Genomic DNA, 16,679 nt, shown 5'->3' on the forward strand with positions numbered 1-16,679 from the left:
TGTCAGGGGGCGTGTGCGGCACTGACAGCCCAGGTCAGCACCGTGGCGGGGTGCTCGCCTGTGATGGACGACGAGCCCGGCGGCGAGCCGGTGCGCGACCCTGACGACGCCACCACGCTGGCGGAGACAGTCAGGGGCGGCCGGACTTCGGGCGGGCACGCCGCTGGTCGGGTGTTCGGCTGAGTCGCTCGACGAGTTCGTCGACGGCGCTGGTGTCCTGGGCGGGCACCGCCGCGGCGGCGGCCTGCCGGATCGCGGTCGCCTCACCGACGACCGGCCTCGGCGGCCGGGTCCGCATGGTGAACGCCGGGGTTTGGCGGCCGTCGACGAGCAGGCGCGCGACGGCGGTGTACGCGTCGAGGTGGGCGAGGTCGTGCTCGCCCAGTTCGGGCAGGGTGTGCCGGGCGAGCTGCCGGGCGTCCTCCGGCGCGACCGTGAAGTACACCTTGTTGCGGGCGTTCGCCGACGCGGCGGCGAGCAGGTCACGGGGAAACTGGGCGAGGTCCTGGTGGGCGAGCACGAGGGACAGCCGGTACTTGCGGGCTTCGGCGAGCATCGTGTCCAGCGAGTTGGCCAGGGTGAGGAAGTTCTGCGCCTCGTCGATGATGAGGCTGGCGTCGCGGCGCCGGTCCGGTGCGATGCCAGCGCGGGCGGTGGCGGCCTGCCACACCTGCGCGAGGACGAGGGAGCCGAGCAGCCGGCTGGTGTCCTCCCCGAGCACCCCCTTCGGGATGCGGACGAGCAGCACCCCACCGTCGAGCACGCGCCCCATGTCGAAGCTCGACTTCGGGTACCGCATGGTGCGTTTGACGAAGTCCCGCAGCAGGAAGGCCCGCAGGCGGGCGAGGACCGGGCCGATGACCTGGGACCGGAGGCTGTCGTTGAGGCTGTCGTACCACTGCCAGAAGCCGCTGAGCCCGGCCGGGTCGTCGAGGTCCACGGTCATCGCGGACCGGAACTGCGGGCTGTTGAGCAGTGGGGGAATGTGCTGCAGGGTCACGTTGTGGTGGCGCAGCAGGGTCAGGCAGGCCACCCGCATGACGTCGTCCATCCTCGGCCCCCACGCTTTGGCGAAGATGTTCCCGAAGATCGACACCAGGTTGTCGACGACCAGGTCAGGATCGTCGCCCTCGAGCGGGTTCAACGTTGGCGGGTTCTCCTGGTCGGGGTCGAACAGGACGACGCGGTCGGCGACGGTGGCGGGGAGCCGGTCGAGGATGTCCAGGACGAGATCGCCGTGCGGGTCGATAACGACAGTGCCCCGGCCGGCCTTGATGTCGTCGAGGGCCATGTTGACCAGCAGGGTGGTCTTGCCCGAGCCGGTGGAGCCGATCACATGCAGGTGATACCTCGCGTCCGGCACCGACAGCCCGACGCCGTGGCCGCCGATCTCGGCGTCGCCGAGCACTTTCACCCCGCGCCCGCCGGTGGGGACGGCGACCGGCGCCGGCATGGAGGCGGCCCGCGCCCGGTCCAGGCCAGGCACGGCCAGGTCACGCGGCAGCCCCGCGAGGGCCGCGAGTTCCGGGGTGCTGGTTAGGAACCCCGGCCCGAGCCGCCGGCCGGCGAGGACGGCCACCGGCGTTCGCATACGGGTGCGGTGGGTGAGCCGGTTACGTCCGGTGTGGATGGCGAAGGCCGAGGCGAGGGTGTCGGCGATGCCCCGCAGCCGGCCGCGCGGGTCGGCGCCGGTCCGGCGGCTGGTGGTGGCGACCGCGTACCGGATCCCGGTCTGCCACAGCGGGTGTGCGGTCTTGTCGAGGATCGCCCGCACGTCCCGGTCGACGGTGGGATCCCGCCGGGCGACGGGCGTGGTGGTGCGGCTGGTGCCGCCGCTGCCGGGCAGGAACGCCTCCAGCAGCCACAGCAGCGGCGCGGCGGGGTTGACCGCCGGGACGGCGGTTGTGCCGGCCCGCAGCCGCCCGGCCGCCCGGCGGGCGCGTGCCGCCCGCCGTGGGGTGGCCGGGCGGGCGAGGACCTGCACGCAGGCGTACTCGCCGGGTTTCAGCTGGGCCCCGGCGGACATCAGCGGGCGCAGCGGGTCGGTGTCGTGGTCGGTGGACAGCGGCAGCCACTCGGGGTGCACGGGCAGCAGGTGCCCTCCAGCGGCGGGACGCGCGTGCCGGGGGATGGGCGGTGGCGGGTCGGGGTCGGTGGTGGTGGCCGAGCCGGGCCACGCGGCCCGTACCGCCGCCTCGACCGCGCCGGGTGGGACGGTGCCGGGCACCCAGATCGAGATGAGCAGCTGCCGGCCGGACCAGGTGTACTGCCACACCACGTGCGGGGCGCCGACGAGCAGGCGCCGCCGCCGTGACGGGGTCAGCACGCCGGCCAGGTTCGCCCACAGGGCGGCGGCGCTGTGCGGGTCCACCTCGGGCGGCGGCGCGATCGTCACGAGGCGGGCGCCGTGGGCGTGCTGGTGGTGCCGCCAGGTCTCGACCAGGTTGCGGGCTGCGATCCCGACGGCGAGCAGGCCGGCGGCGACAGCGGCCAGCCACGGCCGCTGTGCGGCCCACACGGCGACGTCGACCAGGGCATCGCCTGCTCCGGTAGGCGGCGTAATGATGTCGACGCCCGGCCCGACCGTGGGGCTGGGCGCCGAAGGCGACGACACGAGCGCGCGGATCAGCGCCTCGACTGATGGGTTCACAAGTGTTCCTCCTCGTCGTGCGGCCAGAATTGTTGAAGGTTGTCGATATTGCCGACTGGCTGTCGGAGTGCGACGATCTGGAGAGGGCGTGGGGCTGGCTGGTTCCGTTGCTGGACGCCCCTCGACGTCTGACGGCCGAGCAGTAACGTGAGGACTTCGAAGGCGCTGGTGGACCAGCACCTGCTCGCGGCCGTGGGCGCGGGCTGCGCGGACAGCACGGTGGTAACGGACCGGTCGGCGTTGTTCGAGTTCATCCGGCTCCTGGGCCGACCAGTGTGGACGCAGACCCTGCGCGACGGGCTGGCGCAGGTGGTCGACCGGTGGCTGCCCGCCTGGAACAGTCGGCTGACGCCGCCATATGCTGCGGCATTTCTGCGCGCCGCCGCTGTAAGCGAACGGCTTGGACGCTCGCGCCATGTCTCTCTGAACTCCAAGATTAGAGTTCTTGAGAGTCGGTTATGCCTCCTGTGTGAGGGTATAGGTGAGCGTCGAAGCGCCAGCGGCGGCGGGGAGTTCGGTCATCCGGCTGCAGACGGCAGCGCATGCCAGCCGTGCTGAAGACAGCGACTCCAAAATCCGCGACTGGCAGAGTGTCCACTTCGCCGCGTGAGGTAATGGATGTGCAGCGGAACGACCGGCAGCCCGCTAACTGAGCTTCGTCAGCGGCAGAAGCGCCTGACTCGACAGTTCCCAGCCGCCGTACCTGCGGGCAGCGGCGTCGCTGAGAATCTTGTCATCGTCGCGGTAGGTATATCTCGCAGTGGGGACGGGAAACCTTGCCGCGTCGGGCTGGTAGTTCCAGACGCTAGAAACCGCGACGGGACGCCTGACGCGATGGTTCAACTCGCTGGCCTCATGGATATTCCAGACGTAGTCTGCTTCTTGACCGCCGGATTGACCTTCACCGAGTCGGGCCCGGTCCGCTTTGATGAACACCACGTCCACGCGCAGCATCAACGCGTCGTACCTCAGTGGCTTCGGCACCCGGACAAAACTGACCGACTTCATCTCCTGGTTGGCGACGTACTCGGAGCCGGGATTGATCAACTGCCCCGTGTCGACGGGCTCGTAGCCGTCCACCCTGGTGGTCGGGGAGTTCCATTTTCTCGCGATGTCGTCGTCGCCTTCCGCACCCCCGGCCGGCGCCTTCGTAACGGCCGCCATCCGTCCCGCCACGCTATAGGTGGCGGCGAGGATGTACACGGGCTGCCCGGCAACCTTGAAGTCGACCTCAAACGGCACCGTAACCCCGGCGCTGTCGTCATCGTTGGTCGGAGTCCCGAATGCGGGGACGGCGATGATGGCGGCTTCCTGCTTCGACGGTAGGTAGAGCTGTGAGTACGCGAAGTTGGCCAGGGCCAGCAGCGCCGTCACGGCCGCCCCCAGCGCGATCTTGCGCGGGAGCGGAAAGGACGCGCCCCTGGCGAAGAACACGTAGCCGAAGAGGAGCACGGACAGGACGCACAGGGCCACCCAACCGGCGAGCAACCATGTGATGTCCCCGGTGGTCAGTTGGGTGACCAGGAGCATCACGTTCGTCAGGAGAGCCGCCAGCAGCGCGAGCAGGATGACCAGGAGAAGCCGGTCCTTCCGGCGCCGCGTGGCCCCGGCCTGCCGGCTGCCCCGTGCGAAGGCGAGAATTCCGGCGGAGACAGCGCCGGCAAGCGTCACGGCACCGGCGACGAGTAACGCGACACCCGTCACTTGTCCCGAGAAGGTTAGGGCGCCGACCAGGTTCAATCCGCCGAGCCAGAAGGCCAACGCGGTGACGACGGTCAGCACCGTAGCTGCGAAGAGATAGATCAGCTGTTCGTGCCGTCGCTCCACCAGCCTCACCCGTCACCTCCAGTGCGGTCCTTAGCTGAGCGCCCGGGGTTTCACCACGTCAGCATGCGCGCGGCGCGGTTACCCAATACCGGTGCTGACATGCGTCGTTGGCCAGCCGAAACCTTCCGAAGAACCCCGCCTCACGGCTTGACAAACCCCATAGGGGCCCGTCCGGGCGTGCCGGAACTCGACACGCTCCTGCACGCGCGCGCCATCATCGACAGGCCCCTGGCTGATCGAACATGCTGCGCTCGACCGCCCAGCGTGGGCGTCGTTAGCTCCAAGCGACGACTCCAGTTCCGTCAACCTCAGACCCCACACACCGCCGCCGGATTCACCGTCGAGGGCGAGCGCCTGGTGGACCGTCCCGGGATCCCTGGTCCGGAGTTCCCTCAGGAATTGCCGAAAGTTGATTCGAACTCCAAAGGTTCGGTGCACAGCGCGTGCTCGGTGTCGGAGGAGATCGACTCGAAGCTGGTCCGGTTCGTCCCTGAGATCAACAGGCCGTGGCCGCGGCGGGCGGACAGCAGTAGTCGCCGTTCGCCGCCGGTGAGCCCGAACGCGTTCCCGACGGCGTCGATGGCCTGCGGGGCCTGGCGCAGCAGCACCTGGGTGGCGGCGTTGGACACCACCGCCTGGCCGAGGTCGGTACCGAGTACGTCCGCGGCGTCCTGGGTGATGACGGTCAGCCCGGCGTTGCGTTTGCGGGCCGCCTTCGACATGCGGAACAGGAAGCCGGCACCTTCGCCGTCGCGCATCAACAGCCATGCCTCGTCGACCACCACGAGCCGCCGTCGCGACGGGCGGGTGGGGGCGTCAACGGTACGCCAGATCGAGTCGAGGGCGAGCAGGGTGCCGACGGTGCGGAGCTCGTCGGGCAGGTGCCGCAGGGACCAGACGACGAGGTGTCCGGCCGGCGGGTGGGTGGTGGGGCCGTTGAACAAATCGGAGAAGCTGCCCCACACCCACGGTGACAGCCGGGCGGCCAACGTCGCCGCCGCCGGGTCGTCGTCGCCGCGAAGGGTGTCGACCAGGTCGCGGAGCAGCGGCGCGGGCCGGTGGTGTGTGCCCGGGTCGGCGGTGATGCCCGCGGCCCGGTAGACGGCGAGGATGGCCCGGTCCAGCGCCGCGCGTTCGGCCGGTGGCGGCTGCTGCCCGAGCAGCACGGCGATGAGGGTGTGCAGGAACAGCCCGCGGCGGGTCAGCGTGTCCGGGCGCCGGTCGCCGGCGGGCAGGTCGAGGGGGTTGATCGTCACGCCGGGCACGCCGAGTCGGACGATGCTGCCGCCGACCGCGTCGGCCAGGCGCGGGTACTCGTCCTCGGGGTCCACGACCGCGACCCGCACGCCCTGGTAGAGGTTGCGCAGGATCTCCAGTTTCACGAAGTACGATTTCCCGGCCCCGGAGCGGGCCAGGACGATGGAGTTGTGGTTCTCCTGCGCCCACCGGTCCCACCACACGACGCCGCCGCTGGCGGGGTTGACGCCGTAGAGGACACCACCGGTGGCCGGCGGGTCGCCGGGCAGCGGGGCAGGCAGGTCCGGGCTGGACAGCGGGAACGCGGCGGCGAGGGCCTGGGTGTCCATGGTGCGGAGCATCCGCAGCCCGTCGGTGGCGAGGGGCAGGGTGGTGGTCCAGCCGGCCAGGTGCCGCCAGGTCGCCGGTTGGACGTCGAGGAGGGTGGACGCGGCGGCGGCCCTCACCTGGGTGCACGCCTCGACGAGTTCGGTTTCGGTGCGGGCGTGCACGGTCAGGTACAGGCCGACGCGGAACAGCTTCGCCGCACCGCGGGCGAGTCGTTCGGCGAGGTCCGCGGCGTCGTGGGCGGCGGCGTCGACGTAGGGGTCGGCCAGCCTGCCGCGGTCGGCGTCGGCGCGTCTGGACGACTCCAGGCGGGCCTGCTGCTTGCGTAGCCGGTCGGCGGCGACCGGCGCGGGCAGCGGTTCGATGTGCAGTGTGAGGTCGAGGCGGCCGGGCCAGGACAGCAGCGGTTCCAGCCATGCCGGACCGACCTCGGCCGGGTAGCCGGTCACCACCAGGGTCGCGGTGTACCCGTCGCCGACGCGCAGCCATCGGGGTGTGACCTCGACCGACGCGGGCGCGACCGTCGACGCCACCGACGCCGGCCGCGGCTGCCCGACGTCGCCGGACCGCATTCTTCTGATCATGTCCTCTGTCCTTTCTCGCGGTCGCGGGGTGGGGTGGTCGTGGTGATGACGGCGTCGGGGGCGGCCAGCCCCCCGGGGCGTGGCGGCCGGTACGGGTCGGCGGCGCAGGTGAGGGCGGCGGTGACCGCCGGGCCGTCCAGGACGCGGGGGGTGACGCCGAGGCCGGATAACGCGCGGACGGTGTCCTCGGCGCGCCGACGCGCGGCGTGCGGACCGCGTTCACCGGCGGGGGTGCGGGTGGCGATGAGGACCTGCCGGCGCAGCGGGTCCCGGCGCTCGGCGAGGTCGGCGAGGAAGTCGGCGTGGTCGGCGCACGCCGCGCCCAGCCTCGGATGCGGCTGGGCGGCCGCGGCGGCGGCGAGGGTCCGGCTGTGGGAGGCCAGGTCGACCGGCTGCGCGGACACGACGATCTGGACCGGGGTCGACAGGCTGTTGAGCCAGCGTCCCCAGCCGTCGATCAACGCCGCCTGCTCCGCCGGTGTGCGCAGCGCCAGGTTCACGGTGGTGGTGCCGACGATCGCCGCCCGCCCGCCGCCGAGGCTGATCTGCCCGTCGTCGTCGATGGCGTCGGCCGGCAACGTCAACGGTGCGGGCAACGCCTGCCGGCCGGTCTTGGGGGCCGCGACCCAGTCCGGCACACCGCCGTCGCCATCGGCGCTGGAGGTGGTGGTCAGCGACCTGGGGGCGCGGGTGTGGCGTACCGCGTGCAGCAGCCACACATCCAACGCCAGGCCGTCACGGCGGCCGAGCGCCACCCCGCAGGCCAGCCCACCGATCACCACCGCGACGCCGGCCAGGACCGGCATCGCCACGACGTCGTGCAGCGCCTGCCACAGGCCGTAGACGACGAGCGCGCCGACGGCGACGATCGCCAGTTGGTGGAACGTCAGCCCGTAGGCGACCTTGTCGGGGGCGTCGACGTCGGCGGGCATCCGTGCCCTGGTCGACGGCTCGTCGAGCTCTGTTCGGCTCATCTGATGCTCCTTCGGATGCTGTGGAGGCCGGGAACGGTGCGGGCGAGGTGCTGCACCACGACCACGCGCACGGCCGCGCCGAGGACATGAGTGCCACCTGGGGTCTGGCCCGCCCAGCGGGCCATCAGGGCGGGGATCTTGACGGTGGTCCAGAGCAGGACCACGACGACCAAAAGGTTCAGCGTGCCGCCGGGGTCGACGGGCAGGCCGAACACGGGCAGCAGGGCCGCCGGGTCGAGCAGCATCTGCTCGCCCGCGGTGAGCAGGAACGCCTGCGCGACAGGGATCGCCAGGCATCCGGTGTAGGCGCGCCACCACAGTCGGGCGACGCCGTCGGTGGCCGGTAACGCGTGGCAGGCCAGCGCCAGCGGCGCGATGGCCGTCATCACCAGCAGCGTCACGAACCGGCCGATCATCTGGAACGCGGTCGTCACGACCAGCACGGTGATGATCAGAACGAGCACCAGGAACAGCAGCGGCACCGTGTGGTCCTGCGCCGCCCGCACATGGCTGTGGATCGCGTCCAGTGCCCCGTCGCCGTCGTATCCGCCGTCGCCGACCGCCCCGGTGAGGCCGTTGGCGAGGTCGATCAGCTGGGCGCAGAGCAGGTGGGAGAAGTGCGCGGCGATGAACCCGACGACCAGCCGGGGCAGCAGGTCCTTGACCGTGTACCGGGACCGCTCGTCGCCGCTGGCGACCATGACCAGGACGCCGGCGGCGACGAACGCCAGGACGAAGACGGTGTCCACGATCCACACCGACCGGCCGGTGAGCGACTGCACCTGCGGCATGCCGGTGACCTTCGGGGTGGTCAGCAGGACGCCGGTGATCAGGTCGAAGATCGCGGTGAGGCAGGCCAGCAGCGCCTCGGTCAGCCAGCCCAGAGCCTGGTCGAGGAACCATGCCGGCACGGCTCAGCCCCCGACGATGCCCTGGACGACCTGCAGCAGGACCGGCGCGAGGACGGCCAGACCGTAGCCGACCAGCGCGTTACGCAGGGCGAGCTTGGCCTTCTCCACCTGCGACGGGTCACCACCGGCGGTGGCCCAGTACACGCCGGCAAGGACGAGGAAGAGGCTGGCGATCGCGGCGAGGATGCCCATGATCCAGGCCCGCAGGTTGGCGATCACCACCGGCAGCGAGTTCGCCGCCAGGTACGTCATCTCGCCAGGATCGGCGAGCGCGGCGCGGGGAAGCGCGAGGGTGAGGACGACGCCGGCCAGGGGCACGGCCACGCGAAGAGCAAGCCGGCCGGCGCGTCGGGTGCGAGACGTGGGGTGGGGAGTGGGGGACATGGCGATTCACCTCCCGCCACACCCCTCGGGCACGAGTGGTGTTCCGTCGGGGTGTGACGATTACTCGAAGCGGTCAGGTAAGGCCGCCGCCGGGCGCGGGGGCGGGCGAACCGCGTGGGCCCGGGAGGAGCGCGTCCTCCCTCGTGGGTGGGTTGCGGTCATCGATGTGGTGTCAGCGCATCAACTGGCGCGGCACCCGAGGCACGCGCGTTCGCGTCGCTTCCCCGTGTCGCCCGGCGGCGGACAGGACCGTCGGCCGGTACGGCTCGGTGACGGTCCCGCACCCCCAAACCGGGCCGTGTGATCCCTGACGAACACTTGCCTCGCTGACAACCGACCCCCACGGGCTCACAGGACAGGTCACGGCGCTTGTCGCGGACCGGGGTGTGGTCGGGACGAGAACCCGCACACAGCGGCGGGGACGGCTGCCGGTCAGACCGTGTGAGTGCCGCCCGGGCTCACCGCCCTTGACACGGCAAGGTCCGACGGAACCGACAGAAAGGGCGGTGGCCCGACGTCACAAGACGTCGGGCCACCGCTGTCTCGGCTGGAAGGCTCGTCAGGCAGCCGCGGTAGCGCGCTCCACAGTGGCGTCGACGCCGGCCGTCGCGGCGGCGCGACCGGCCCGCCGCTGGGCGCGGTGCCGCGCCCGTGTCCGCAGCCGCGCCACGGTCTGCGGCGACGCGACCCCGGACAACAGGCCCTCCGCCAGGGCGTCGGCGAGGCGGCGGTCGATGCGCGACAGCCGCATGCGCAGGGCGTCGACACTGACGCCGAGCGCGGCGGCGATCGGCTCGATCGACCGGCAGCCGAGCCGCACGTCGATGTAGGCCTGCTCGTCCTGCGCGTCGAGGATGCCGAGGACCACCGCACGGCGGACCAACAGGTCCGGATGCCCATACGGCACCCCCGGAGTGCGGGAGCCGGCCGCCATGTGCTCGATATCCGCCACCGGCCGGTACTCCCGCTGCCGCAGCCGCAGGTCCCGGCCGGCCCGCCACGCCGCCCGGCACAGGCTCGCGTACGGCGCCGGTCTGGCCAGGTCCGTCCGGTCGCGAAGCGCGGTCAGGAAACCGGTCAGGATCTCGGCGTCCACGTCGCCGGGATCGCTGTCGTAGCCCTCGCACAGTCGGGCCGCGTACTGCCGCAGCGCCGGCAACGCCATCCCCACCGCCCCCACCACCCAGTGCGGGCCGTCGAGCCGGGCGCGGCGGATCAGCTCCCGCCACACCTCGTCACGCGCCTCATAGGCGCGGGGATGCCGCAACAACCAGTCCCGTAACACGGACAGCGGCATCACCCGCCGCGGCAGGCCGGTGTCGGCGCCGAACCCGGCGCAGTCGAGGACCAACGGCGGATCGGGCTCGCACGTCAGCGCGGCGAAGGCGGTCGCCGCCGCGTCAAGGGCGGAGGTGGGCCAGTCCGAAGCGTCGGACACACTCATGACAGAACTCCTATGACAACGAAGAGACTCGATGGCACCGGTCGCCGGTTACGTCACCGGCGACCGGTGCCATCGATTCCGCCACAGGGACCTCACGAGCCTCTGACAACGCCGCTCAGGACCCCGGGTGTCGTCGTCATCCGCCCGGCAATGCCATCGACCTCTCTTGTCGGTGGCGGGTCTGACAAAGGCGGTCTGATCTGCCCTGTGACACCCCGGCAGAGGCCCGCGACGAGGAGAACCGGCGACGGTGGCGCGGGCTCGCACGGCAACCGGTGACACGGTGCCGACGTCCTCACCGCAGAAATGTCCCCGCACCGGTGACAAGCCCGGTCGGTTCACCGCGCCACTGTCACCGCTCACCGCCTGTTGGCCGCGCCACCCCGCCACGAACCTGTGACAGCCCGACGCCTGGCGGCGGCTCCTGCCGGTCGTCGGGCCGGAGCGGTGACAGCCCGGGCGGGTCTCACAGCGCTGGTCAGACGCTCTCATCCCACGTCGACACCCGGGCGTTGCCCGCCACCGGCGTCAGCGTCTGACAGCGCCTCCTGTCAGTGACCCGGCGTCACTGACAGGAGTGGGGACGGACCCGCCCTTGCCAGTGAGGGCCCACCGGCTGCCGTGGCTGACCACCGTCGCATCCGATCGAGAAAGCGACACGAACCAGGACGGGCCGGCACCCCGGACGGCGGTGTGAGCGGTTGTGGGCGCGGCGAGTGTTCGCCACGGCTCACAAGCCCCGGTTTGGGGATGTCAGCGCGTCACGGCGCGGCGCGGAGCCGACATCCAGATGAGCGAGCACCCGCCGCACCGCACCCAGCAGGCCGACCGCAACGAGCCGGCCGGCCCCGTACTCATCGACCTGGTCGCCGGAGACCCGCCGGTCCCGATCACGGTCTGGCGCACGGCCCGTACCGGCGCCGAAACCCACGCCAGCCTGCCCACCCGTCTCGCCTACCGCCTCGTGGCCGCCTACAGCCGGCCCGGGGAGGCGGTCATCGACCTCACCCCCGACCACGCCCTGACCACGGCCTGCGCCCGGGGCGGGCGGCGGCACCACCGTGCCTGGTTCACCGACAGCTCCAGCCTGATCGTCGGACCCGCCACCACCGCCCTCCCACCGACACCCGAGAACGACCCGGTCACCTCGTCCCGCAAGCCGGACACCAGTGACGGCCAGGACCCGCCCGAGCTGACCGACTGGTTCGGCGACGACCTCACCGACCCCGACCCATCCGACACCGACCACCCCGCGATCGCCCGGCCGCCCGACGACGCTCCGCTGGACACGGCCACCAGCCTCGTGGTCGCCTGCTGGCCGCTGCACGAGACGGACACCACCGCCCGGGTGCGGCTCGCCTGGCTGCTCGCCGCCTGCGCGCGGCTGCTACGGCCCGGCGGCTGCCTCGTCCTCGTCGTCGGCGTACCCGCCGGCACCCAGCCCACCCCGGAGGACTTCGGCCCGCTCGTGGCCGCCACCTCTCGCGCGGGGCTGGGCTACCTGCAACACATCGTCGCCGTCGCGGCTGACACCGACGGCGACCAGTTCATCTACCACGTCACCGACGAGGAACTGCTCGCTCTCGTGCACGCCAACCCCGAGCAGTGGCGGGTCGCCCACCGTCGGGTCCACGCCGACCTGATGATCTTCACCCAACGTCAGTCACCTGCGCCGCCCGCACACGGACGGCGCCGCCCTCGGGACGGCGGTGACCGTCGTGCCTGACCCCACCACCGCGGGACACCGCGACCCACACGACCCCGACACCCACAGCACCGCCGCCGGGAAGGACTACCAGGGCCGGCATCGCCCGTACGAGGGCGGACACCGCGCCAAGGCCGACGACCTGTCCGTCTGGGCCACCGCCCAGTCCACCGGCCCGATCCAGCGACGCGGCCGGTACGTGCCCGAGTCGGTCAAACACCCGGCCCGGATGCTGCCGGCGATCGCCGCCCACGCCATCGACGCCTACACCCAGCCCGGTGACCTGGTCCTCGACCCGATGTGCGGCATCGGCACCACCCTGGTCGAGGCGGTCCACGCCAGCCGTGACGCCTTCGGCATCGAGTACGAGCCGCGCTGGTCGAACATCGCCGACGCCAACATCCGCCACGCCCACGACCAGGGCGCCACCGGACGCGCGTCGGTCATCCGCGGCGACGCCACCCGCCTGTCCACCCTGGTCCCCTCCGCACTCACCGGGCAGGTGGCGCTCGTGGTCACCTCCCCGCCCTACGGGCCCACCGTGCACGGCCTCGTCCGCCCCGGGGCGGACGGGGTGGTCAAGTACGACGACCGGTACAACGACGGCGAGGACCGGGGCAACCTCGCCTACCGCGACCTGACCGGCCTCGCCGATGGGTTCACCCAGATCCTGGCCGGCTGCGCCACCCTGCTGCGCCCCGGCGGCGTCGTCGTGGTCACCGCCCGCCCGTGGCGCAAACGCGGCGAACTCGTCGACCTGCCCAGCGCCGTCATCGCCGCCGGCCAGCGCGCCGGCCTCATCCCCATCGAACGGTGCGTCGCCCTGCTCGCCGCCGTCCGCGACGGGCACCTCGTCGCCCGACCGTCGTTCTTCCAACTCCAGCAGGTCCGCAAAGCCAGAGCCGGCGGCGTGCCGATGCACCTCATCACCCACGAGGACGTCCTGGTCTTTGCGCTGCCGCGACTGGGGCGAGGCGGGGGCAGCGCAGACCGAACCGGGCCGGGAGGCGAGTGATTGACCGCCAACCCGAACCGCGCATCGGCTCGCTGTGCACCGGCTACGGCGGCCTCGACATGGCCGTCGAACTGGTGCTCGGCGGCCGGCTCACCTGGTACGCCGAGGTCGACCGACACGCTCGCACCGTCCTCACCCACCGCTGGCCCGGCGTGCCCAACCTCGGCGACATCCGTACCGTCGACTGGACCCGCGTCGCGCCCGTCGACATCGTTACCGCCGGCTTCCCCTGCCAGGACATCTCCGACGCCGGCAAACGCGCCGGCATCACCGGCCCCCACTCCAGCCTCTGGCACCACATCACCAACGCCCTTCGCCTTCTTCGACCACCGCTCGTATTCGTGGAGAACGTGGCCGCCCTCCGCCGACGCGGACTCGACGTCGTCCACGCCGACCTGGCCGCGCTCCGGTACGACACGAGCTGGCTATGCCTACGCGCATCCGACATCGGCGCCCCACATCGACGAGACCGGCTGTTCCTGCTTTATCTGGACACTTTCAAATCGTCGTGGTGGAGATCACACAATCGGAGCATCGGCGAGAGCAGTGAGAGCAGGCGCAAGTGGGCGCCGGACACGCCCGCCGCTGTGGTCGGCGACGCGTTCCACGAGATCCCGATCGAGGCCGCGAGCAGGCTCTTCCAACACGGCACCGTCCATCAGCGGCGGCCGAACGTGGAACGGAAACGCCGCGCACAGACCGGGATCAGCGGCCCCAGCCGCATCCATAGCTCATCTGTGAGCGCGTCGGGCCGCGCGGGCGGCGACGGCCTTTGCCGCTCACGCAATCAGGCATGCCGACTGATTGAACTAGTCTTTGGGGCTAGTGGCTACCAACGGCGGCAACGACCTCTTGGATGTCACGTAGCAGGCGTTTGGTCTTCCGGATCGGCAGGACCGCAATCCGGTCACGCAGTAGCTGACTTGCGGTTTCACACATTGCAGACACCGACTCGATATCACCCGCGTGTCCACGCTTGTTGAGGAGTCGGGCCTTCAAGAAGAACGCCACGGCGAGATTCGCCACGGTCGACGGAACCTCCTCGTTCCTCAGCCACTGCCGTATAGAGATGTTCTCATCCGCGATCTCGATCGCTTCGTCCCACTGCTCTTGCGCCTCAAGTGCGCTCACTAAGTGAATCATCGTATGCCCGTATCTGGCGCTAAGTATTCCATAGCCTCCAAGGCCCAGCGAGGGATCTGTTTCCATCGCGTGTTGCGCGCGGGAATAGCTATCGCGCAATACGGCCAGCGCGCCGCCCTTCTCGCCAGCGGCACGAAGGATAGTTGCGTAGCTGACAAGGTACATGTCGAGATATCGCTGCCCGGGTGCATCTGGAACCATCTCGATAGCTTGCGACATAACGGTCTTCGCGGTGTCGTACTTGCCTACCGCACACAATGACATGGCCCAACGCTTGAGGTACTCGGCGATTTCAATCGCCTCGAACAAAAAGTTCTCCGGAATCGTTAGAGTGCCATCGAGTGGTGATCCAGATCCGCCATACTGTCTCGTAAGCTCGGTTACGATCGGTTCGTACAGTCGCAATAAAAAAGGCTCCAGTTCGGGCGAGATGTCGTCCCCCGGATGAGGAGTTGTCACAGCCCGTCGGAATAGGTCCTGGAGCTTGTCGAGGTCCGTGCCGTGTAGCTCGGCGACGGCGCACAGCGCGTCGACGAGAGGGCCTGGCCGATCGACCTGAGTTGCGCTCTGCAGAGCCGCGTCACCGACGAGCTCCCGGTGACGTATGCAGAATGCGGTTAACTGCTGGTCCAAGGTGCCCGCGAAGCTTGGATGCGCCGCTGCCCTGACATAGTTCGCGATCGCACGTGCTCGCTGCGGCTCGGCAGCCGACTGTATCAACGTTTCGACCAAATCAGTTCCGGCACGTGAGGTAAGGTAACTGCCGATGAGCCACTCCTGAAGCCGGTCGGGCTGGATGGCGTTCCATCCCGACACTTCGGCGCCGGGCAACGGATAGAGCGCGGCGAGCCACTGGGCGACAGACATGATCCGGTCCGGATGCTGCTTGAGCGCGGGCATTTGGTCGAGGATCCTGTGCTCTTCCACCTGATTGTCCGCTCCGAAGAACATGGCGATCTTCAGTGCTTCGAGGAGCCACGGATCCAGAATTTGGGCATTCGTCAGACCGTGAGCCCGCGCGGTTTCGCTCCAGTACTTATGCTCGTGGTCCAGCAGGCGTTGCTCGACCGCACCAATTGTTCGTGTTGCGGCGGGCGGTTCGGCTGCGTCGAGCAGGTCAGCTAACGCCGTCATGTGCAGCGTTAGGACCGACGTCTTGGTGTTCAACGACGACGGCGGGTCCGCCACGAGCCGCTTCGAGATATTTGACCATGGGTGCGTCGCAAGTTCACGGATGGAGGGAAGTGTGCGCGCGAAATCGTAGACCGCCTCGCGATACGCGTTGGCGCAACCGGCCGGCTCGGTCTCGAGTTCGCCCAACCGTTGAACTGTGGTTCCATCCAGTAGCTGGTGGTGCCGTAACTCCTTCCACCACGAGCCTGCCGTGCGGGCAAGTATGAGCAATCGGAGGGGCACGTCGCCGGGATGGTCGGCGCATATGTCCAGCAAGCGGCGGAGCTGGGGTAGTCGCCCTTCCGCCTCGTCGACGATCAGCAACGTAGGCGTCGCCAAATGCCGTAAGTTCTGAAGGTCGGTCGCAGTGGTGCTGAGCCAGATCGTCGTCCAACGCTCCGGGTCCTGGCGCAGTTCGTCGGAGAGTTGGGCCGCCACGCGGGTCTTGCCCTGACCGCCCGGCCCATGAAGGAGCCAGGCGTCGAAATCGTCTCCACGGCACCACTCGCGGAGCGCCCCAATGAGTTCGGCTCGCCCGCCTGTCGTCCGGAAGCGCACAACTTCCCGACGCGCCCGGAGCAAGTCGCTGATCGAACCGATTCGGACCGGCTCGGCCTGGATCAGCCGCCGCACCTCGACTGGTTGCAGGTGAAGTGCATAGCCCAGATGCTGCTCTACCGTCTCGACGAACGTGGCCTCATTCGTCAACGCGTACGCTGGCGTCACGTCCAGGTGCCAGTGCTCGCCTCTCGCGACGTCGGTGGTGACGACACCCACCAAGAGGGCATCGCAAAACAATGCGGCACCGGATAACCCCTCCCACGGTGATTTATTGGGGTCGGCCGACTTCGCCGGTGCTGTTGGCACGACGCTGAAAACGTAACGGTCCGCGCCGTAGCGGCTGCCTGGGTTGATGACTCCACTGGGCTGCCATGCGTCCGGACTATCCCGATCCGTCTGGGGCCAGTTCGGATAACCCCAAGCCGAAGCTGAGATGCCGGGCTGGTTGGTGACTATCCGACCCCACTCGGGTGCCCGTCCCGGTGGATCGACCCACTTCGGGTCTAAGATCTCGACCAGCGCGCCGTCGGTGCTCCCTACCACGCCACGCCACGCGACACGACCATGGCAGGTGATTCCCTTGGTTAGCGTCTTCACACTGACTGCCGATCCGACATCATTGACGACGTGCGCGCCGGTCAACACCAATCGCGGTGCAACCACGTATCCCGAGCCGCGACCGGCGCCGCCAACCATCACGACTCGCCCGGCGCTCATCTCGAGC

The 16,679-nt window shown here is 70.0% G+C and carries 10 protein-coding genes and 1 pseudogene; 3 read left to right on the forward strand and 8 right to left on the reverse strand.

Annotated features, from left to right (window positions below; all coding sequences use genetic code 11):
* Positions 1-130 precede the first annotated feature (130 nt).
* The 7 genes from AB0I71_RS23660 to AB0I71_RS23690 form a co-directional block, all read right to left on the reverse strand.
* Positions 131-2,563 carry an ATP-binding protein gene (locus AB0I71_RS23660; protein WP_357588088.1) on the reverse strand — a complete coding sequence of 811 codons (2,433 nt, stop codon included), beginning with the start codon at positions 2,561-2,563 and terminating at the stop codon, positions 131-133.
* 732 nt (positions 2,564-3,295) lie between these two features.
* The gene (locus AB0I71_RS23665) at positions 3,296-4,486 is read right to left on the reverse strand and encodes a hypothetical protein (RefSeq protein WP_357588048.1); all 1,191 of its coding nucleotides are present in this window, start codon (positions 4,484-4,486) and stop codon (positions 3,296-3,298) included.
* A gap of 383 nt (positions 4,487-4,869) precedes the next feature.
* A complete protein-coding gene (locus AB0I71_RS23670; protein ID WP_357588050.1) occupies positions 4,870-6,645 on the reverse strand; it encodes a DUF87 domain-containing protein in 1,776 nt (591 codons plus the stop codon).
* Complete coding sequence (locus tag AB0I71_RS23675) at positions 6,642-7,619, reverse strand: PrgI family protein (RefSeq protein WP_357588052.1); 978 nt, start codon at positions 7,617-7,619, stop codon at positions 6,642-6,644. The genes AB0I71_RS23670 and AB0I71_RS23675 overlap by 4 nt, the downstream gene beginning before the upstream one ends.
* A complete protein-coding gene (locus AB0I71_RS23680) occupies positions 7,616-8,530 on the reverse strand; it encodes a conjugal transfer protein TrbL family protein (protein ID WP_357588054.1) in 915 nt (304 codons plus the stop codon). The genes AB0I71_RS23675 and AB0I71_RS23680 overlap by 4 nt, the downstream gene beginning before the upstream one ends.
* A gap of 3 nt (positions 8,531-8,533) precedes the next feature.
* Positions 8,534-8,914 (reverse strand): pilin, encoded by a 381-nt coding sequence (locus tag AB0I71_RS23685; RefSeq protein WP_357588056.1) that lies wholly within the window; start codon positions 8,912-8,914, stop codon positions 8,534-8,536.
* 559 nt (positions 8,915-9,473) lie between these two features.
* A complete protein-coding gene (locus tag AB0I71_RS23690; RefSeq protein WP_357588058.1) occupies positions 9,474-10,358 on the reverse strand; it encodes a hypothetical protein in 885 nt (294 codons plus the stop codon).
* A 790-nt stretch (positions 10,359-11,148) separates the two neighbouring features.
* Here AB0I71_RS23690 and AB0I71_RS23695 point away from each other — a divergent pair.
* From AB0I71_RS23695 to AB0I71_RS23705, 3 genes and pseudogenes are all read left to right on the forward strand, one after another.
* A complete protein-coding gene (locus tag AB0I71_RS23695) occupies positions 11,149-12,084 on the forward strand; it encodes a hypothetical protein (protein ID WP_357588060.1) in 936 nt (311 codons plus the stop codon).
* Positions 12,077-13,078 (forward strand): DNA methyltransferase, encoded by a 1,002-nt coding sequence (locus AB0I71_RS23700; protein WP_357588062.1) that lies wholly within the window; start codon positions 12,077-12,079, stop codon positions 13,076-13,078. The genes AB0I71_RS23695 and AB0I71_RS23700 overlap by 8 nt, the downstream gene beginning before the upstream one ends.
* Positions 13,075-13,557 (forward strand): annotated as a pseudogene (locus AB0I71_RS23705) (DNA cytosine methyltransferase); the annotation flags it as partial. The gene AB0I71_RS23700 and the pseudogene AB0I71_RS23705, both read left to right, overlap by 4 nt.
* Positions 13,558-13,900: 343 nt before the next feature.
* Here AB0I71_RS23705 and AB0I71_RS23710 read toward each other — a convergent pair.
* Positions 13,901-16,672, reverse strand: a complete 2,772-nt coding sequence (locus AB0I71_RS23710) for a hypothetical protein (protein ID WP_357588064.1) — start codon at positions 16,670-16,672, stop codon at positions 13,901-13,903.
* Positions 16,673-16,679: the final 7 nt, after the last annotated feature.

The sequence above is a fragment of the Micromonospora sp. NPDC049891 genome (genome assembly GCF_040660295.1).
Classification (GTDB): Bacteria; Actinomycetota; Actinomycetes; order Mycobacteriales; family Micromonosporaceae; genus Micromonospora.